Raw genomic sequence first — 20,189 nt, forward strand, 5'->3', positions numbered from 1 at the left:
GAAGTCAAAGATAGGCGCCGACCACGCGCGCCAGCGCGTCGAAGGCGGGCCGGATTTCTTCCGGGCTGACCCCGGCATAACCCAGCAACAGGCCGGGGCGGGCATGGGCCCGCTCCAGGTAATAAGTGCTCAGGGCCCGAGTCACCACGCCCTGCTGCAACGCGTCGCGCACCACCAGGGTGTCGTCCACGCCTTCGGGCAGGCCCAGGATCAGGTGCAGGCCCGCATCGCCGCCGACGATCTCCAGCGCATTGCCGAAATGGCCCCGGATCTCGTCGATCAGGCAGGTGCGGCGTTCCGCGTAGCGGCGGCGGACACGGCGGATATGCTGGGCCAGGTGGCCTTCGCGGATGAATTCGGCCAGCACCGCGTGATTCATCATGTTGCCCTCGCGGTACAACTCGGCCACGGCATCGGCGAAGGCGTCCGCCAGCGGTTCCGGCACCACCAGGAACCCCACGCGCAGGCCGGGGCACAGCGTCTTGCTGAAGCTGCCCGCGTACAGCACGCGGCCCGACTCGTCCATGCCCTGCAGGGACGCCAGCGGCCGCGTGCCGTAGCGAAACTCGCTGTCGTAGTCGTCCTCGATGATCCAGCACGACACCTGGCGCGCGTAGTCCAGCAGCATGCGCCGCCGCGCCAGGCTCATGACCATGCCCAGGGGGTACTGGTGCGAGGGCGCCACCACGATCAGGCGCGGCGGGCGGGCGCGTTCCGCCTCGCCGGGGCAGATGCCCTCTTCGTCGACGCGGATCGGCACCAGGCGCAGGCCGGCGGTCCGCAGCAGATTGCGCACGCCCCAGTAGGCCGGCTCCTCGATCCAGACCGTGTCGCCCGGATCGCACAGCAGCCGGATCGCCACGTCGATCCCCTGGTGGATGCCGGTGGTCATGACGACCTGCTGGGCCGAACTGCGCACGGCGCGCACGCTGCCGAGATAGTCGGAAATCGCCTGGCGCACGGGGCCGTATCCCCCGGCGGGGGCGTAGCGCATCAGGTCCCAGGGTTCGTCGCGCCACAGCCGGTTCTGGATCCTGGACCAGGTCTTCAGCGGAAACTCGCGCACATCGGGAATGCCCGGCATGAAGGCGCCCGCCTGGAGATTGGAGAACCCCAGCCGGGACACCAGCGCGCGCCCGCGGCGCGACAGGTCGTGGACGCCGTCCGGATGGGCCGCCGCGTGTTCCGGCGCGTCGACCGCCGCGGCCGGCGGGTCGACCAGATCCTGGCTGATGTCCTGGACATAGGTGCCGCGGCCCACGCCGGCATGCACATAGCCTTCCTCGGACAACTGGTCGTACACCTGCAGCACCGTATTGCGCGCGATTCCCAGTTCGGCGGCGAGGTCGCGGGACGACGGCAGGCGGGCGCCCGCGGACAGATGTCCTTCCAGAATGGCTCTACAGATCAGTTGGTACAAACGATGATAGGCAGGACTATCCCCGGGAGCGCCGAAGTTCTGAAGCAGCCATTCAGAGAGGATGAAGGATTCCAAATTGGCTCCATGAATTTTATTTAAATGGATCTATTTGACAAACCAAAAGATCAGTATAGTAAAAAAAAATGAGTGCGGAAACACCCCGCCCACCTGGAGACGAACATGACGGACCTGAATCAGGACTGGCAGCAGCGCAAGAACGCGGCCATCCCCAACGGCATCGGCATCACCTGCGATTTCTATGCCAAACGCGCCCTGAACGCGGAACTCTGGGACGTGGAGGGCCGGCGCTACATCGACTTCGCGGCCGGCATCGCGGTCGCCAACACCGGCCACTGCCATCCCCGCATCGTCCAGGCCGTCCGCGACCAGCTCGACGCCTTCACGCATACGGCCTTCCAGGTCGCCCCCTACGGCTCATACGTCCAGCTGGCCGAGCACATCAACCGGCTGACCCCCGGCGGCCACGCCAAGAAGACCGCCTTCTTCACCACCGGCGCCGAAGCGCTGGAAAACGCCGTCAAGATCGCCCGCGCCGCCACCGGGCGCACCGGCGTCATCGCCTTCTCCGGGGCCTTCCATGGCCGGACCTTCATGGGCATGGCCCTGACCGGCAAGGTCGCCCCCTACAAACAGGACTTCGGCCCGCTGCCGGCCGAGGTCTATCACATCCCCTTTCCCAGCGCCCTGGACGGCGTGACCGTGCAGGACACGCTCAAGGCGCTCGAACTGCTGTTCAAGGCCGACATCAGCCCGGCGCGGGTCGCCGCCATCGTCATCGAACCGGTCCAGGGCGAAGGCGGCTTCAACGTCGCCCCGCCCGAACTGCTGCAGGCGCTGCGCCGGCGCTGCGACGAGCACGGCATGCTGCTGATCGTCGACGAGGTCCAGACCGGCTTCGCCCGCACCGGCCGGATGTTCGCCATCGAGCATTCCGGCGTGGTGCCGGACCTGATCACCATGGCCAAGAGCCTGGCGGGCGGCATGCCGCTGTCGGGCGTGTGCGGCCGGGCCGAACTGATGGACGCCGCGCCGCGCGGATCGCTGGGCGGCACCTACGGCGGAAATCCGCTGGCCATCGCCGCCGCCCTGGCGGTGCTGGAGGTCATCGAAGAAGAGGGGCTGATCGCCCGGGCGGACGCGCTGGGCAGCCGCCTGAAGCGCGCGCTGGCCGAACGCCGCCACCCCCGCATTGCCGAGATCCGCGGCCTGGGCGCCATGGTCGCCGCCGAATTCCGCCACCCGGACGGACGGCCCGACCCGGACACGGCGGCCGGCATCCAGCGGCGCGCGCTGGAACGCGGCCTGGTGCTGCTGACCTGCGGCGCCTACGGCAACGTCATCCGCTTCCTGTTTCCCCTGACAATCCCGGATGGCCTGCTGGACGAAGGTCTGGCTATCCTGATGGAGGCAATGGCCGACCCGGCCTGACGCCGTCCCGCCCACCCGCCCCGGAGACCGCCCCCGATGTCCGCCGTTCCCACCCCCGAACCCCTGGTCCGATTCCAGGGCGTCCAGAAATCCTATGACGGAAGCCATCTGGTCGTCCGGGACCTCAACCTCGATATCTATCCCGGCGAGTTCCTGTCGCTGCTGGGCCCCTCGGGTTCCGGCAAGACCACCTGTCTGATGATGCTCGCCGGCTTCGAGTCCCCGACCCAGGGGGACATCCTGCTGGAAGGACGGCGCCTGAACGACGTTCCGCCGCACCACCGCAATCTGGGCATGGTCTTCCAGAACTACGCGCTGTTCCCCCACATGACGGTGGAACGCAATCTGGAATACCCCCTCAAGGTCCGCAAGGTCCCCGCGGCCCAGCGCGCGCGGCGCATCCAGGACGCGCTGGCCATGGTGCAGATGCAGGATTTCGCGAAACGCTATCCGGCGCAGCTTTCGGGCGGCCAGCAGCAGCGCATCGCGCTGGCGCGCGCCCTGGTCTTCGAACCCAAGATCGTGCTCATGGACGAACCGCTGGGCGCCCTGGACAAGCAGCTGCGCGAACACATGCAGCTCGAACTCAAGGCCCTGCACCGCAAGCTGGGCATCACCTTCGTCTACGTCACCCACGACCAGAGCGAAGCCCTGACCATGAGCAACCGCATCGCGGTCTTCAACCAGGGCATCATCCAGCAGGTCTGCCGCGCCGACACGCTGTACGAATCCCCCTGCAACCGCTTCGTGGCCGGATTCGTGGGCGACAGCAACCAGTTCCCCGGCACCGTCCGCGCCCGGGACGGCGACTGGTGCGAAGTCGAGGTCACCGGCGGCCCATTGCTGCGAGGCCTGAACGTCCAGGGACTGCAAACCGGCGCCTCCTGCGTCGTCGCCATGCGCCCCGAGCGCATCCTGCCCGCCGGCGACGAAGGCCCCAACCGCTTTCACGCCCAGGCCGTCGACGAAGTCTACTTCGGCGACCACGTCCGTCTGCGCTGCCGCCTGGGCGACAGCGACACCTTTTTCGTCAAGATGCCCCTGGCCGCGGACGCCGGGACGCACGCGCCGGGCGCCCGCATTCCCCTGCGGATCGATCCGGGGCATGTCCGCGTTTTCCACCCCTGAAGCCTCACATCATATCCATACCCAAGGAGACACCCCATGAAGAAAATCCCGCTGCTCGCCGCGCTTGCCGTCACGGCGCCCCTGGCGCTGTTCCAGGCGCCGACCCAGGCGCGCGACCTGACCGTGGTCAATTTCGGCGGCGCCAACGGTGACGCGCAGACCGCGGCGTTCATCCAGCCCTTCGAAAAGGAAAGCGGCAAGAAGGTCATCCCCGTGGCCTATAACGGCGAACAGGCCAAGGTCAAGGCCATGGTCCAGTCCCATAACGTCGTCTGGGACGCCGTCGAGGTCGAAACCGGGGACCTGGGCCGCGGATGCGACGAAGGCCTGTACGAGAACATCGACTGGGCGTCCGTCCTGGACAAGAGCGACCTGGTCCGCGGCGCCCTGAAATACTGCGGCGTGGGCACCTTCGTCTGGTCCACCGTGCTGGCCTACAACGCCGAGAAGCTCAAGACGCCGCCCACCGGTTGGGCCGATTTCTGGAACGTGAAGAAATTCCCCGGCAAGCGGGGCCTGCGCAAGGGCGCCCACTACAACGTCGAATTCGCCCTGATGGCCGACGGCGTGGCGCCCCAGGACGTCTACAAGGTGCTGGCGACTCCCGAAGGCGTGGACCGCGCCTTCAAGAAGCTCGACGAGATCAAGCCCTACGTGCAGTGGTGGGAAGCTGGCGCCCAGCCGCCGCAGATGCTGTCGGCCGGCGACGTGGTGATGTCGGCCGCCTACAACGGGCGCATCGACGCGGCGCAGCGCGAAGGCCGGCCCCTGAAGGTCGTCTGGAACCAGAGCGTCTATGACTTCGACTACTGGGTCATCCCCACCGGCTCGGCCAACAAGGACCAGGCCATCGAATTCGTCCGCTACGCCAGCTCGCCCAAGGCCCAGGCCGCGTATTCGCAGCACATCGCCTACGGCCCGATCAGCAAGAAGGCCATCGGCATGCTCAGCCCGGACATTCTGGCCAACGTGCCCAATTCGCCGGCCAACGCGCGCAACGCCCTGTTCAACGACCTCGAATTCTGGACCGATCACGGCGAGGAACTCGAACAGCGCTTCACGGCCTGGGCCGCCCGCTGATCCCGCGCCCGGGGCGGTCTGACGGCCGCCCCGCCCCTTCCCACGCCAGGACACTGCCATGGACACGACCTTCGACGATCCCGCCGCCATCCGGCGCTCGATGCAAGCCGCCCAGCGGAAAAAGACCTGGCGCGCGCTGCTGCTGGTCGGGCCCCTGGCCGTCTTCCTGCTGGTCGTCTTCATCATCCCCATCGCGTCCCTCCTGACCCGAGCCGCCGACAACCCCGAGGTCATCGACACCCTGCCCCGCACCCTGCAGGCCCTGTCCGGCTGGGACGGGCGCAGCCAGCCGCCGGACACCGCGTTCCAGGCTCTGGCGCAGGATCTGGGCCACGCCAAGAGCACCCCCGCCGCCGGCGAACTGGCCCGGCGCCTGAACTACGAAATCTCGGGCTACCGGTCGCTGGTCTTCAAGACGCTGCGCCGCCTGCCCTTCCCCGCCGCCGACGCGGCCGACGCCCGCGCGCGCCTGATCGACCTGGACAAGCGCTGGGCCGATCCCGCCTACTGGGCCGTCATCGCCGGCAACGACAGGTCCTGGACGCCCTACTACCTGCTGGCATCCCTGGACCTGAAGCTGGACGCCAAGGGCAGCATCGTGGCCGCGCCGCCCGGCACGTCGGCCTTCCAGGAAATCTTTTCGCGCACCTTCACCATCAGCGCGATCGTCACCCTGATCACGCTCGTCCTGGGCTATCCCCTGGCCTACTGGATCACGCGCCTGCCCAAGCGCCGGGCCAATCTGGTCCTGATCTGCATCCTGATTCCGTTCTGGACTTCCGTGCTGGTGCGGATCGCCGCCTGGGTGGTCCTGCTGCAGCGCGAAGGCCTGATCAACAGCGCCCTGGCCAGGCTGGGGCTGATCGACCAGCCGCTGCCCCTGCTGTTCAACCGCCTGGGCGTCTACATCGCCATGGTCCACATCCTGCTGCCTTTCATGGTGCTGCCCCTGTACAGCGTCATGCAATCGGTGCCGCCCACCTACCAGCGGGCCGCCGTGTCCCTGGGCAGCCACCCCTTCGCCGCCTTCTGGCGCATCTACGTGCCGCAGACCTATCCCGGCATCGCCGCCGGATCCCTGCTGGTGTTCATCATCGCGATCGGCTACTACATCACGCCGGCGCTGCTGGGCGGCGCCGCGGACCAGATGATCAGCTACTACGTGGCCTATTTCACCAACCAGACCATCAACTGGGGCATGGCCAGCGCGCTGGGACTGATCCTGCTGGCGGGCACCCTGGTGCTCTACGCCCTGTACCGCAGGGTTTCCGGCAAGGAACTGACCCTCAGCTAGACACACGGACACCGGAACCGCGGCGGCAGGCAAGCGGCGGTTCCCTCTTTGAAGGCCTGAAGGACGAACATGTTCAACCCAGCATTCCCGCCCTATCTATCCCTGGTCGAACGCATCTGGCACTATGCGCTGCGCCTGCTGTGCGCGCTGATCCTGCTGTTCCTGCTGCTGCCGATCCTGGTCATCATCCCCCTGTCGTTCAACCAGGGCTCCATGCTGCTCTACCCGATCGACGCGCTCTCGCTGCGCTGGTACATCGCGCTCTTCCAGTCCGACGAATGGGCCCGCGCCACCGCCAACAGCTTCATCGTGGCGCCCGCCGCCACCGTGCTGGCGACCGTGCTGGGGACGCTGGCGGCGGCCGGCCTGCACCGGGCGCAGTTCCGCGGCAAGGGGCTGCTGATGTCGATCCTGATTTCGCCGATGATCGTGCCGCTGGTCGTGACCGGCCTGGGCATCTATCTGTTCTTCGCCCCCTACGGGCTGGTCAACAGCTACAGCGGCCTGATCCTGGCGCTGGCCGCGATCGGCGCGCCTTTCGTCGTCACCACGGTCTCGGCCACGCTGCAGGGCTTCGATCCCAACTTGCTGCGCGCCAGCTACAGCCTGGGGGCCGGGCCCGCGCGCACTTTCTTTCGCGTCACCCTGCCCATCATCGCCCCCGGCGTGATCGCCGGCGCCCTGTTCGCCTTCGCGACGGCCTTCGACGAAATCGTGATCACGCTCTTTCTGGCCGGCCCCGAACAGGTGACGCTGCCGCGCCAGATGTTCACCGGCATCCGCGAGAACATCAGCCCCATCATCGCCGCCGTGGCGACCATCCTGATCCTGTTTTCCACGGCCCTGCTGCTGGCGCTGGAATGGCTGCGCGGCCGGGCGGCGGCCAAGACCACGGCGGCCGTCTGATCAATCGTCGCCGAACCGAATCCCCTGGGCCAGGGGCAGTTCGCGCGAATAATTGATGGTGCTGGTGGCGCGCCGCATGTAGGCCTTCCAGGCGTCCGAGCCGGACTCGCGCCCGCCGCCGGTTTCTTTTTCGCCGCCGAAGGCGCCGCCGATCTCGGCGCCCGACGTCCCGATATTGACGTTGGCGATGCCGCAATCGGATCCCGTCACGCCGATGAAGAACTGGGACTCGCGCACATCGGTGGTGAAGATGGCCGAGGACAGGCCCTGCGCAACGGCGTTGTGCATCGCCATGGCATCCGCGAAGTCCGCATAGCGCATCACATACAGGATCGGCGCGAAGGTTTCGCTGCACACCAGTTCCTGCTGCGCGGGCATCTCGACGATGGCCGGGCGCGCATACCAGGCGTCGGGATAGCGGTCGGCCAGCGCGCGTTCGCCGCCGAAAACGATGCCGCCCGCCCGGCGCGCCTCGTCCAGCGCCTGCTGCATGCGCTCGAATGCCGCCCGGTCGATCAGCGGCCCCACCAGCGTGCCGGCCTCCAGCGGATTGCCGACCGTGGCGCTGGCATAGGCTTTCTTCAGCCGCGCCAGCAGTTCGTCCGCCACGGATTCATGCGCGATCAGGCGGCGCGTGGTGGTGCAGCGCTGGCCTGCCGTGCCGATGGCGCCAAACAGGATGGCCCGCGCCGCCATGCCCAGATCCGCCGAGGGCGTCACGATGACGGCGTTGTTGCCGCCCAGTTCCAGCAGGCAGCGGCCGAACCGGCCGGCCACGCGCGGGCCGACCGCGCGACCCATGCGCGTGGACCCCGTGGCCGACACCAGGGCCACGCGCGGATGATCGACCATGGCCTCGCCCACGTCGTGGCGGCCGATCAGCACCTGCAGCAGATCGGCCGGCGCATCGTCGCCGAAGCGTTCGCAGACCCGCTGGAAGATCGCCTGACAGGCCAGCGCCGTCAGCGGTGATTTTTCGGACGGCTTCCAGATGAGCGGATCGCCGCATACCAGCGCAATGGCCGCATTCCAGGACCAGACCGCCACCGGAAAATTGAAGGCGGAAATCACGCCGACCACCCCCAGGGGGTGCCAGTTTTCCAGCATGTGATGACCGGGGCGCTCGGAGGCGATGGTGCGGCCGTACAACTGGCGCGACAGGCCCACGGCGAAATCGCAGATGTCGATCATTTCCTGGACTTCACCCTCGCCCTCGGCCGGGATCTTGCCCACTTCCAGCGAGACCAGCCGGCCCAGGGCCTGTTTCCGGGTGCGCAGTTCTTCGCCCAGCAGGCGCACCAGTTCGCCGCGACGCGGCGCGGGCACCGAGCGCCAGCGCAAGAAGGCTCGATGCGCCCGCTCGGCCATGGGGCCGACATCCTGCGGGCGGTGGCAATGCACCTGGGCCAAGCGGCTGCCGTCGATGGGCGAACGGACCGTCAGATCGCCATCCGCCAAGCTGGCTTCGGACAAACCAAGGGATCGCAGCAATTCCTGATGTTTCATGAGGGCGCTCCACAGGCGAAGACCACACGCGAAATTCAGGATAGCACGCAAGAAAATATGCGCAAATTATTTCCCTACAGGAAAATACCTAGATAATCCGGAAAATATTAGCCTCACAATAAGATCCACTCATCGTCTACGCCGCATCCCCAGGAGCCTCCCGGATGACGCAACCGCACTTCGACGTGGTCATAGCGGGCGGCGCCGCCATCGGCAGCGCCACCGCCTATTTCCTGACGGCCGCCGCCGGTTTCACCGGCTCGGTGGCCGTCATCGAGGCCGACAACAGCTACCGGTACAGCGCCACCGCCCTGTCCGCCGCGTCGATCCGGCATCAGTTCTCCACACCGGAAAACATCGGCATGTCGCTCTTCGGCACGCAGTTCCTGCGCCATTTCAGCCAGGACATGGCGGTGGACGGCGACTGCCCGGACCTCGATTTCCACGAAGGCGGCTATCTGTTCCTGGCCACCGCGGCCGGCCTGGAGACCTTGCGGCGGAACCACGCACTGCAGACCAGCCTGGGCGCCGACATCGCCTTGCTGGACCCGGCGCAATTGAAAGCCCGCTATCCCTGGCTGAATACGGACGATCTGGCCGGCGGCGCCCTGGGCCTGAGCGGCGAAGGCTGGCTGGATGCCTATGGCATGATGCAGGGCATGCGGCGCAAGGCGATCGCCCAGGGGGCCGTCTACCTGAACCATCGCGTCGCGAGCCTGGATCATTCCGCCGGCCGCATCCGCGGGGTGCGGCTGGCCGACGGCGGGCGCATCGCCTGCGGCGCCGTCGTCAACGCCGCGGGCACCGGCGCCACGGCGCTGGCCCGGACCGCGGGCATCGACCTGCCCGTGCATGCCCGCAAGCGCAGCGTCTTCTATGTGCAATGCCCCCACCCGCTGCCCGGCTGCCCCATGGTGATCGACCCCGGCGGCGCGTATTTCCGCCCCGAAGGCCAAGGCTACATCACGGGCATCTCGCCCCCGGCGGATCAGGACCCGGACGCGAGCGATTACGACGTGCAGCACGCCCTGTTCGACGAGGTGCTGTGGCCCATCCTGGCCGCCAGAGCGCCGGCGTTCGAGGCGCTGCGCTGCAGCCGCAGCTGGGCGGGACACTATGACATGAACCTGTTCGACCAGAACCTCATCCTGGGCCCGCACCCCGCCATCGACAATCTCTATTTCGCCAACGGCCTGAGCGGCCACGGCATGCAGCAGGCGCCCGCCATCGGCCGGGCCCTGTCCGAACTGATCACCACGGGAACATTCCAGACACTGGACCTGAGCCGACTGGGCTGGGCGCGCATCCTGAACCGCCAGCCCATCATCGAACAGAACGTCGTATGAATCATCCGTAGCGCAGGCCCGGCCCCATACCGCACAACCTCGCAAGCCATCATGACAGACACAGACCTCACCGAAGCAAAGACCCATGCACAGAAATCGGCGCTGGCCAGCCGGCTGAAGTTCTTGCGCCAGCGACGCGGCCTGACGCAGGGGCGCGTCTCCCAAGCCAGCGGGATTTCCACCCCGACCCTGTCCAAGATCGAGAACGGGCAACTCTCGCCCACCTACGACGTACTGCTGCGCCTGGCCCACGGACTGCAGGTGGACGTGGCGGAACTCTTCGTCACGGCCCAAGCCCACATGGGCGCCGGACGCTGCAGCATCGAACGCCGGGACTGCGGCGAGATCCACGACACGCCGCTCTATCGCCACCGCCTGCTGTGTTCGCAACTGGCCCACAAAAAGATGATGCCTTTCATCAGCCGCATCAAGAAGCGCCATCTCCAGGCGGAAGAAGGCTGGAGCCGCCACGAAGGCGAAGAGTTCGTCTACGTCCTGTCGGGGCGGATCGAGCTGCACACCGAGTTCTACCAGCCCGTCACCCTGGACCAGGGCGAAGGCTTCTACATCGACAGCCGGATGCGGCATCGGGTCGTCAGCGCAAGCGATGCCGACGCCGAAGTGCTATGGGTCAGCACGACCCCCGACGTCGGCCGGCACGCCGCCGAACACCGCCACGATTTCCCCGAAAGCGAGACTTCATGAACCCACGCCCCGCCCTCTGCGTCCATGGCGCATCCGCGACCCGGACCCTGCTGCCCTGGCCCGCCCTGATGCAAGCCGTCGCCCAAGCGGCGCGCGACCTGAAACGGGGCGGCATCCAGGCCCCGCCCCGTCAGGCGCTGCCTTTCCCGCAAGGCGGCGTGCTGCTGTCCATGCCGGCCACGGCCGCCGACATCGGCGTGCACAAGCTGGTCAACGTGGTGGCCGGCAACCGGGACCGCGACCTGCCCACCATCCACGGCATGGTCTCGATCTACGACGGCCGGACCGGAGAGCCGCGCCTGCTGCTGGACGGCCCCACGGTCACCACGCGCCGGACCGTCGCGGTCTCCATGCTGGGGCTGTCGCGCCTGCTGCCTGCCGGCCCGCGCCATGCGGCGATCTTCGGCACCGGCACCCAGGCGCAGGGACACATGCTGGCGCTGCGCGAACTCCACCCGGACTGCCGGATCGACATCATCGGCCGCACCCCGGCCCAGGCAAACCGGCTGGCGTCCCAATTGAACCAGGCTCAGATCCGCGCCGCCGCCGACGTGGCGGATACCGTGGACCTCGTCATCACCGCCACCACCAGCGCCCGCCCCGTCTATCGGCTGCCGGCCCTGGCGGGACGCGTGATCGTCGCCGTCGGCGCCTACCGGGCCGAGCTGGCGGAAATCGATCCGGCCACCATCCGCGCCAGCACACTGTACGTCGACGAAATCGAAGGCGCCCGCCACGAGGCAGGCGACTACCTCCAGGCCGGGGTGGATTGGGCGGCGGTGCGCGACCTGACGGATCTGCTCGACGGCCCGGTGCCGGCGGGGCCCTGCCTGCTCAAAACCGTGGGATGCGCCGCCTGGGACCTGGCCGCCGCCCGCTGCGCCCTGGCCCGGCAGGCTGCACTTTCTCAGGAGTCCGCTCGATGAACGATACCGGCGGCAGCGGCGGCAAGCCCGCAGCGCCGAGGCATTGCGCACCCGCTCACGCGCGAAGACCGGCCACGCTCCAGGGCGCCGAAGCTGGCGCCCTGCGAGCGGCAAGCGATCACAGAGCCGCCAGGGCCTGCTGCACCCGCGCCACCAGATCGGCCGGGCAGCGGGCCCAGCATTGTCCGTCCGCCTCCAGGCTGACCAGCCCGTCGGCATCGGCTCGAAGCGCGGACAAGTCTGTCTGCGCCACGCTGCGGCCCAATTGATTGAGCAGCTTCGGATCGGCGAAGGGTTCCGTCAGCAGCAGTTCCGTCCCGTCGGCTGCGAACAGGCGCTGGCGAAAGCGCCCGTCCTCGTCGCGGAAGGACACCAGGCGGGCCTTGGCGGCCTTGCCGGCCGCGGACTTGGACCTGGCCGCGGCGGCCGGCTGGCGCAGGCCCACGGCCTCGCGCAGCTGATCCATGAAGGGCATCGCGATGCGCCGCGCCTTTTCGGCGCCCGCGCGCAGAATGTCTTCGACGCGCTCGGGGTGCGCCATCAGGTCGGCGTACTGCGCCCGCATGGGGCCGATCTGGGCCTCGATCCGTTCGCACAGCGCCTGCTTGGCGTCGCCCCAGCCCAGGCCGCCTTCCAGCGCGGCGCGGAAATCCGCCGCCTGCCGCGCCGTGGCGAAGGCCCGGTACAGGGTGAACAGGTGCGAGCCTTCCGCGTCCTTGGGCTCGCCTGGCAGGCGCGAATCCGTGACGATCTGCGCCACGGCGGTCTTCAGGGCCTTGGCGCCGCCCTCGAACAGCGGAATCGTGTTGTTGTAGCTCTTGGACATCTTGCGCCCATCCAGGCCGGGCAGCGTGGCGACGTCCTCGTCGATCTGGACCTCGGGCAGGACGAACAGGTCGCTGCCCCGGCCGTACAGGTGATTGAAGCGCTGGGCGATGTCGCGCGCCATCTCCAGGTGCTGGATCTGGTCGCGCCCCACCGGCACGCGATGGGCGTTGAACATCAGGATGTCGGCCGCCATCAGCACCGGATAGGAAAACAGCCCCATGGTGACGCCGTCGTCCGGATCGACACCCTTGAGCGCATTGGCGTCGACCGATGCCTTGTAGGCATGCGCGCGGTTCATCAGGCCCTTGGCGGTCACGCAAGTCAGCATCCAGCACAGTTCCGGAATTTCCGGCACGTCCGACTGGCGGTAGAAGGTCACGCGATCCGTATCCAGGCCCCCGGCGATCCAGGTGGCGGCGATCTCCATGCGGGACTGGGCCACGCGGGCCGGATCGGCGCATTTGATCAGGGCGTGGAAATCCGCCAGGAAGAAGAACGCATCCACCCCCGGTTCCGTGCTGGACTGGATGGCCGGGCGGATGGCGCCGGCGTAATTGCCCAGATGGGGCGTGCCGGACGTCGTGATGCCCGTCAGGACCCGGGTCTTCGCCGGGGATTTCGCGGAAGAAGTCATCGATCTGCCTGATATTCGGATAAGGGGACGCCCGGCCTTACAGCACCACGGCCGCCCGGCGGGTTTCCGCCAGGTATTCCCGCGACTGCATCTCCATCAGACGGGACACCGTGCGGGAAAATTCGTTGGACATCGGACCCTGAGTATAGAGTTCATCGGCCGGACACTGGGCCGACAGGATCAGCTTGACCTTGTGGTCGTACAGCACGTCCACCAGCCAGGTGAAGCGCCGGGCCTCGGAAGCCTGACGCGGCGCCATGCGCGGCACGTCCGACACGATGATGGTCTGGAAGCGGTCGGCCAGGTCCAGGTAGTCGTTCTGCGAGCGCGGCGTCCCGCACAAGGCCATGAAATCGAACCAGACGACGGTTCCGGCCAGGGCCACGGCCTGGATCTCGCGGTTCTCGATCAGCAGGACCGGCTTCTGTTCCGCCGTATCGGCCAGGCGGTCGAAGGCGGAACGCAGTTCGTCGTGCGTGGCGGCGACGATGGGCGTGATGTAGGTGCGCAGCTGCGCCAGCGTGCGGCGGCGGTAATCCACCCCCGCATCCACGTTCAGCACGTCCATCTTCGCCTGGATCAGGGCGATGGCCGGCAGGATGCGGTCGCGGTGCAGGCCGTCGGGATACAGGGTGGAGGGTTCGTAGTTCGACGTCATCACGAAGGACGTGCCGTATTCGAACAGGCGCAGCAGCAGGCGATACAGGATCATCGCATCCGCCACGTCGGAGACGTGGAATTCGTCGAAGCAGATCAGGCGATAGCGCTTGGCGATGTTGCGGGCGACGTGATCCAGCGGATCGGCCTCGCCGCTGACGGCGCGGATTTCCCGGTGCACCCCCCGCATGAATTCATGGAAATGCAGGCGGACCTTGCGCTTGACGGGCACCGTCAGGTAGAAGGCGTCCATCAGGAAGCTCTTGCCGCGCCCCACCCCGCCCCACAGGTATACGCCTCGGGGCACGGCAGGGTGCAGGAACAGCTTTTTCAGACGGCTGGACCGCTGCCGCTTGAATTCGATCCAGTCGTCATAGTAATGCTGCAGGCGCACGACGGCTGCGTGCTGGGCTTCGTCGGCGACGAAGCCCCGCTCACTCAGCGCCTGCGCGTAGTACGCGCTGACGTCCATCGGATGGCTTACAGATTCAGCGTGCGCTTGTCCACCGCCAGGGCGGCTTCCTTGACGGCTTCGGACAGCGTCGGGTGCGCGTGGCAGATCCGGGCGATGTCCTCGGCGGCGCCGCGGAATTCCATGATGGTGACGGCTTCGGCGATCAGCTCGGAGGCCATCGGCCCGACGATGTGCACGCCCAGGACCTCATCGGTCTTGGCGTCGGCCAGGATCTTGACGAAGCCGGTCGTGTCGCCCAGGGCGCGCGCGCGGCCGTTGGCCATGAAGGGGAAGGAGCCCGCCTTGTAGTCGCGGCCATCGGCCTTCAGGGCCTGTTCGGTCTTGCCGACCCAGGCGACTTCCGGCGAGGTGTAGATCACCCAGGGGATGGTGTCGAAATTCACGTGCCCATGCTGGCCGGCGATGCGCTCGGCCACGGCCACGCCTTCTTCCTCGGCCTTGTGCGCCAGCATCGGGCCGCGCACCACGTCGCCCACCGCCCAGACGTTGGCCAGGTTGCTGCGGCAATCGCCGTCCACGACCACGAAGCCGCGCTCGTCGAGCTTCAGGCCGACGACGTCGGCGCCCAGGCCCTGGGTGTTGGGCACGCGGCCGATCGACACGATCAGGCGGTCCACCGTCAGTTTCTGGTCGGCGCCGGCGGCGTCGGCGTACTGGATGCTCACGCCCTTGGCGGAAGTCTTGACTTCGCCGATGCGCACGCCCGTCTGGATGTCCAGGCCCTGCTTGGTCAGCGCCTTCTGCGCTTCCTTGGCGACGTCGCGGTCCACGGCGCCCAGGAAGTCCGGCATGGCTTCCAGGATGGTGACCTCGGAACCCAGGCGGCGCCAGACGCTGCCCATTTCCAGGCCGATCACGCCCGCGCCGATGATGCCCAGCTTCTTGGGCACGGCGGGGATGCGCAAGGCGCCGTCATTGGACAGGATGTGCTCTTCGTCGAACGGCAGGCCAGGCAGTTCGCGGGCGTTGGAGCCGGTGGCCACGATCACGTGACGGCCTTCCAGGTCTTCTTCCGTCTTGCCGGCGACTTTCACCGACCAGCCGAAATCGGTCTTGGCCGCCAGCGAGCCCGTGCCGTGGAAGAAGGAGACCTTGTTCTTCTTGAACAGGTACAGGATGCCTTCGTTGTTCTGCTTGACCACCGTGTCCTTGCGGCCGACCAGCTTGGCCAGGTCCAGGCTGACGCCCTTGGCCGTGATGCCGTGCTCGGCGAAGTGATGGTTCACCTGATCGTAGTGTTCGGACGACTGCAGCAGGGCCTTGGACGGAATGCAGCCCACGTTGGTGCAGGTGCCGCCGGGGGCGGGCTTGCCGGCGGCGTTGGTCCAGGCGTCCACGCAGGCGACGGCCAGGCCCAGCTGGGCGGCGCGGATGGCGGCGATATAGCCGCCGGGGCCGGCGCCGATCACGATCACATCAAATTGTTTTGCCATGCTTGTCTCTTAGAGGGAGTTTCCGGACGCATGCGGCAGGCGGCACGCGCCCCGGGGGATGCCCGGCGGACGCCCTGCCGGATAGGTATTGAACGGGGGAACCCCCGGGCGCCGCGCATCGGGCACGATGGACTGGATGCCGGGCGCCGCTTCGCCGGAGCGGCGAAACGCGGCGCCCGCGCCCGATCAGACGCTCAGCAGCAGGCGCTGCGGGTCTTCCAGGGCTTCCTTCATGGCCACCAGGGCCAGCACGGCTTCGCGGCCGTCGATGATGCGGTGGTCGTAGGACAGGGCCAGGTAGTTCATCGGCCGGATCACGATCTGGCCGTTTTCCACCACCGGACGGTCCTTGGTGGCGTGGATGCCCAGGATGGCCGATTGCGGCGGATTGATGATCGGGGTGGACAGCATCGAACCGAACACGCCGCCGTTGGAGATCGAGAAGGTCCCGCCGGTCAGTTCATCCAGGGTGAGCTTGCCGTCCTGGGCGCGGCGGCCGAAATCGGCGATCTGCTTTTCGATGTCGGCCAGCGACAGCTGGTCGGCATTGCGCAGGATGGGCACCACCAGGCCGCGGGGGCTGCCCACGGCCACGCCGATGTCGAAATAGCCGTGGTAGATGATGTCCTTGCCGTCCACCGAGGCGTTGACCACCGGGTAGCGCTTGAGCGCCGCGACGGCCGCCTTGACGAAGAAGGACGTGAAGCCCAGCTTGACGCCGTGTTCCTTTTCGAAGACGTCCTTGTACTTCTTGCGCAGGTCCATGATGGCCTGCATGTTGACCTCGTTGAAGGTCGTCAGGATGGCGTTTTCGGACTGCGACTGGATCAGGCGCTCGGCCACGCGGGCGCGCAGGCGGCTCATGGGCACGCGCTGTTCCGGACGGCCGTCCAGGCCGACCGGGACCGGAGCGGCCGGGGTGGCCGGCGCCGGAGTCGCAGAGGCGTTCAGGGCGTCGGCCTTGGTGACGCGGCCGGAGCGGCCCGTGCCTTCGACCGAGGCGGGATCGATGCCCTTTTCCGACAGGATCTTGCCGGCCGCCGGCGAGGCGACCGAGGATTTGGCGGCCGGCGCGGCGGCGGCCGGGGCGGCGGCGGCGGGCGCGGCTTCGGCCTTCGGGGCGGCCGGCGCGGCGGCCTTGGCGTCGGTGTCGATACGCGCCAGGACCTCGCCCGAGGTCACGGTGCTGCCGTCGCCCTTGACGATCTCGGACAACACGCCCGCGGCGGGAGCCGGCACTTCCAGCACGACCTTGTCCGTTTCGACTTCGATCAGGATCTCATCGGCCTCGACGGCTTCGCCTGGCTGCTTTTTCCAGTTCAGCAAAGTGGCTTCGGAGATGGATTCGGAAAGCTGGGGAACGAGAACTTCGGTAATGGCCATAATGATTTTTCCGGTATGTCTGTCTTTGAATAGGTCGGTTTACTTGATCAGCGAGAAGCTTTTCAGTTTCGGCGCGAAAGCCTGTTCGATCAGGGCGCGCTGCTGTTCCTGGTGCTTGGCCATATAGCCCACCGCCGGCGAAGCCGAAGCGGGACGGCCGGCATAGCCCAGCTTCTGGCCATCGTTCATGTTCTCGTACAGGTGATGCTGCACGTAGAACCACGGCCCCTGGTTCTGGGGTTCGTCCTGCACCCAGACCAGTTCCTTGGCGTTCTCGTACTTCTGCAGTTCGTTCTGGAAGGACTTGTGCGCGAAGGGATAGAGCTGCTCGATGCGCAGGATGGCGACGTCCTTGCGGCCCTGTTCGTCGCGGGCATGGACCAGGTCGTAGTAGACCTTGCCGGAGCACACCAGCACGCGCTTGACGTCGGCGGGAGCGATGTCGGCGTTGACTTCGCCGATGACGGGCTGGAAGGTGCCCGTGGCCAGGTCGTCCAGCGGCGAGGTCGCCGCCTTGTTGCGCAGCAGCGACTTGGGCGTGAAGATCACCAGCGGCTTGCGGAACTGCCGGATCATCTGGCGGCGCAGCACGTGGAAGATCTGAGCGCCATTGGTGGGCTGCACGACCTGCATGTTGTTGTCGGCGCACAATTGCAGGAAACGCTCGATCCGCGCGGACGAGTGTTCCGGACCCTGGCCTTCGTAGCCGTGCGGCAGCATCAGCACCAGGCCGCACTGGCGGCCCCATTTGGCTTCGCCGGACGCGATGAACTGGTCGATGACGACCTGGGCGCCGTTGGCGAAGTCGCCGAACTGGGCTTCCCAGATGGTGAGGATATTGGGTTCCGCCGTGGCGTAGCCGTATTCGAAGCCCAGCACGGCGGCTTCCGACAGCACCGAGTCGATGACGGTGAACGGCGCCTGGCCTTCGGAGACGTTCTGCAGCGGGATGTAGGACCCGGCATCCCAGCGTTCGCGCTTCTGGTCGTGCAGCACGGCGTGGCGGTGGGTGAACGTGCCCCGGCCCGAGTCCTGCCCGGTGATGCGGATGGCATAGCCGTTGGCCACCAGCGTGGCGAAGGCCAGGTGTTCGCCCATGCCCCAGTCGATCGGGTGCTCGCCGCGGGCCATGGCCAGACGGTCGTTCAGCAGCTTGCTGACCAGGGGGTGGACCGTGAAGCCTTCCGGCACCTGGGTGAGCTTTTCGCCGATGCGGGTCAGTTCGGCCAGCGGCACGCCGGTGTCCGCGTGGTCGGTCCACTTGGCCCCCAGGAAGGAGGACCAGTCGGTGGCGTACTTGTTCTTGTAGTCGGTCAGGACGGGTTCGACCGTGCGCTGGCCGTCTTCCATCAGCTGGCGGTAGTCCTTGACCATCTGGTCGGGTTCGCCTTCGGCCATGGCGCCCTGGGCCACCAGGCGGTCCGCGTACAGCTTGCGGGTGCCGGGGTGCTTGCCGATGCTCTTGTACATCAGCGGCTGGGTCAGGGACGGCGTGTCCTGTTCGTTGTGGCCCAGCTTGCGGAAGCAGACGATGTCGACCACCACGTCGTGGCGGAACTGCTGGCGGTAATCCAGCGCCAGCTTCGTCACGAAGACCACGGCTTCGGGGTCGTCGCCGTTGACGTGGAAGACCGGGGCTTCGATCATCTTGACCACGTCCGTGCAATACAGCGTCGAACGCGTGTCGCGCGGGTCGGAGGTCGTGAAGCCGATCTGGTTGTTGATGACGATGTGCAGCGTGCCGCCGGTGCCGTAACCGCGGGTCTGCGCCAGGTTCAGGGTTTCCATGACCACGCCCTGGCCGGCGAAGGCCGCGTCGCCGTGCACCAGCACGGGCAGGACCTGGTCGCCTTCGGGATCGGCGCGACGATCCTGGCGGGCGCGCACGCTGCCTTCCACCACCGGGTTGACGATTTCCAGGTGCGAGGGATTGAACGCCAGGGACAGGTGCAGCGGGCCGCCGCGCGTGGACAGGTCGCTGGAAAAGCCGTTGTGGTATTTGACGTCGCCGTCGCTGAGCGCCTGCGTGTGCTTGCCTTCGAATTCGGCAAACAGGTCGCCGGGCATCTTGCCCATGATGTTGACCAGCAGGTTCAGGCGGCCGCGGTGGGCCATGCCGACGACGATTTCCTGCACGCCGTTTTCACCGGCGTGATTGACGACTTCGTCCATGGAGGCGATGAAGCTTTCACCGCCTTCCAGGGAAAAGCGCTTCTGGCCGACGTATTTGGTATGCAGGAAACGTTCCAGGCCTTCGGCTTCGGTCACCTGCTGCAGGATATTGCGCTTCTGCTCGATGGTGAATTCCGGCACGCCCAGCGTGGATTCCAGACGCTCCTGGATCCAGCGCTTCACGGCCGGATCGGAGATATGCATGAATTCCACGCCGATATTGCGGCAATAGGTATCCTGCAGAGCCTTCAGGATGTCCCGCATGGTCATCGTGTCGGCTTTGGTGAAATAGGTATTCGTCGCCGAATAGATCTGGTCCAGATCGGCTTCGGACAGCCCGTAGAAGGCGGGATCCAGTTCCGGGATGGCCGGACGATCGCGCCGTTTCAGCGGATCGAGCTGGGCGATGCGCGAACCCAGCGAGCGATACGCCGCGATGATGGACTGGACGTAGACTTGTTTGCTGGCGATGGCCAGCGCCTGATCGGAAGCCTGGGCGGGCCGCACCTGGAAGGCGTTTTCGCGGGCCCGCAGGGCGAAGGAAGCGACGATGGGGGCGTGTGCCTGATCGCGGGTGGCCTCGCGGCCGTCGGCGGCCGGTTGGTGCTGGAGCTGATCGAAGTAGCTGCGCCACTGATCTGGAATGGAACCCGGATTATCGAGATAATCTTCGTAGAGTTCTTCTACGTAAGGCGCATTGGCGCCGAAAAGATAGGAATTAGACTGGAGTTCTTGTTCCGTGGACATTGTGCGCTTCACCTGACGGGTGCTTCACCCGAACGATGCAGATTGGAAAACCTTCCGCGACACGGCCAGACCGATTGGCGGATAGCTGGGGCAGAAGGCT

Annotated in this window: 15 protein-coding genes; 8 read left to right on the forward strand and 7 right to left on the reverse strand. The window is 66.9% G+C overall.

Annotation, left to right across the window (positions count from 1 at the left end; genetic code table 11):
* Nucleotides 1–4: 4 nt before the first annotated feature.
* Nucleotides 5–1,495, reverse strand: coding sequence for a PLP-dependent aminotransferase family protein (locus tag Q0263_RS08190; protein WP_298015186.1), 1,491 nt, complete (start codon nt 1,493–1,495; stop codon nt 5–7).
* A gap of 105 nt (nt 1,496–1,600) precedes the next feature.
* Between Q0263_RS08190 and gabT the strand changes: the two genes are divergently transcribed.
* The 5 genes from gabT to Q0263_RS08215 all read left to right on the forward strand — a co-directional run bounded on the left by gabT (nt 1,601) and on the right by Q0263_RS08215 (nt 7,277).
* Nucleotides 1,601–2,869: a 4-aminobutyrate--2-oxoglutarate transaminase gene (gabT, locus tag Q0263_RS08195; protein WP_298015187.1), complete on the forward strand. Its 1,269-nt coding sequence runs from the start codon at nt 1,601–1,603 to the stop codon at nt 2,867–2,869.
* A gap of 36 nt (nt 2,870–2,905) precedes the next feature.
* Entirely contained in the window at nt 2,906–3,997 is a 1,092-nt protein-coding gene (locus Q0263_RS08200; protein WP_298015189.1) for an ABC transporter ATP-binding protein, read from the forward strand.
* Between the two features lie 36 nt (nt 3,998–4,033).
* Nucleotides 4,034–5,077 carry an ABC transporter substrate-binding protein gene (locus Q0263_RS08205; protein ID WP_298015191.1) on the forward strand — a complete coding sequence of 348 codons (1,044 nt, stop codon included), beginning with the start codon at nt 4,034–4,036 and terminating at the stop codon, nt 5,075–5,077.
* A gap of 58 nt (nt 5,078–5,135) precedes the next feature.
* On the forward strand, nt 5,136–6,371 hold the full coding sequence (locus tag Q0263_RS08210) for an ABC transporter permease (RefSeq protein ID WP_298015193.1): 1,236 nt from the start codon (nt 5,136–5,138) through the stop codon (nt 6,369–6,371).
* A 69-nt stretch (nt 6,372–6,440) separates the two neighbouring features.
* Entirely contained in the window at nt 6,441–7,277 is an 837-nt protein-coding gene (locus Q0263_RS08215; protein ID WP_298015195.1) for an ABC transporter permease, read from the forward strand.
* Here the strand turns inward: Q0263_RS08215 and Q0263_RS08220 are convergent, their stop codons facing one another.
* A complete protein-coding gene (locus tag Q0263_RS08220; RefSeq protein WP_298015197.1) occupies nt 7,278–8,783 on the reverse strand; it encodes an aldehyde dehydrogenase family protein in 1,506 nt (501 codons plus the stop codon).
* 164 nt (nt 8,784–8,947) lie between these two features.
* Here Q0263_RS08220 and Q0263_RS08225 point away from each other — a divergent pair, with 164 nt between their 5' ends.
* Genes Q0263_RS08225 through Q0263_RS08235 form a run of 3 tightly spaced genes read left to right on the forward strand, consistent with a single transcriptional unit; the run spans nt 8,948 to nt 11,760 of the window.
* Nucleotides 8,948–10,129, forward strand: a complete 1,182-nt coding sequence (locus Q0263_RS08225; RefSeq protein ID WP_298015198.1) for an FAD-binding oxidoreductase — start codon at nt 8,948–8,950, stop codon at nt 10,127–10,129.
* Nucleotides 10,130–10,180: 51 nt separating this feature from the next.
* A complete protein-coding gene (locus Q0263_RS08230; protein ID WP_298015200.1) occupies nt 10,181–10,834 on the forward strand; it encodes an XRE family transcriptional regulator in 654 nt (217 codons plus the stop codon).
* The gene (locus tag Q0263_RS08235) at nt 10,831–11,760 is read left to right on the forward strand and encodes a delta(1)-pyrroline-2-carboxylate reductase family protein (RefSeq protein WP_298015202.1); all 930 of its coding nucleotides are present in this window, start codon (nt 10,831–10,833) and stop codon (nt 11,758–11,760) included. Before Q0263_RS08230 ends, Q0263_RS08235 begins: the two co-directional genes overlap by 4 nt.
* Before the next feature lie 118 nt (nt 11,761–11,878).
* Here Q0263_RS08235 and Q0263_RS08240 read toward each other — a convergent pair whose 3' ends face one another.
* From Q0263_RS08240 to Q0263_RS08260, 5 genes are all read right to left on the reverse strand, one after another.
* The gene (locus Q0263_RS08240; protein WP_298015204.1) at nt 11,879–13,222 is read right to left on the reverse strand and encodes a tryptophan--tRNA ligase; all 1,344 of its coding nucleotides are present in this window, start codon (nt 13,220–13,222) and stop codon (nt 11,879–11,881) included.
* Between the two features lie 37 nt (nt 13,223–13,259).
* Nucleotides 13,260–14,351: a cell division protein ZapE gene (gene zapE / locus Q0263_RS08245; protein WP_298015206.1), complete on the reverse strand. Its 1,092-nt coding sequence runs from the start codon at nt 14,349–14,351 to the stop codon at nt 13,260–13,262.
* 8 nt (nt 14,352–14,359) lie between these two features.
* A complete protein-coding gene (gene lpdA / locus Q0263_RS08250) occupies nt 14,360–15,787 on the reverse strand; it encodes a dihydrolipoyl dehydrogenase (protein WP_298015209.1) in 1,428 nt (475 codons plus the stop codon).
* Between the two features lie 186 nt (nt 15,788–15,973).
* Nucleotides 15,974–17,170 carry a 2-oxoglutarate dehydrogenase complex dihydrolipoyllysine-residue succinyltransferase gene (gene odhB, locus Q0263_RS08255; RefSeq protein WP_298015211.1) on the reverse strand — a complete coding sequence of 399 codons (1,197 nt, stop codon included), beginning with the start codon at nt 17,168–17,170 and terminating at the stop codon, nt 15,974–15,976.
* Nucleotides 17,171–17,209: 39 nt separating this feature from the next.
* On the reverse strand, nt 17,210–20,089 hold the full coding sequence (locus tag Q0263_RS08260; protein ID WP_298015213.1) for a 2-oxoglutarate dehydrogenase E1 component: 2,880 nt from the start codon (nt 20,087–20,089) through the stop codon (nt 17,210–17,212).
* Nucleotides 20,090–20,189: the final 100 nt, after the last annotated feature.

Source organism: uncultured Castellaniella sp. (assembly GCF_937988725.1).
In the GTDB taxonomy this organism is placed as follows: Bacteria; Pseudomonadota; Gammaproteobacteria; order Burkholderiales; family Burkholderiaceae_B; genus Castellaniella.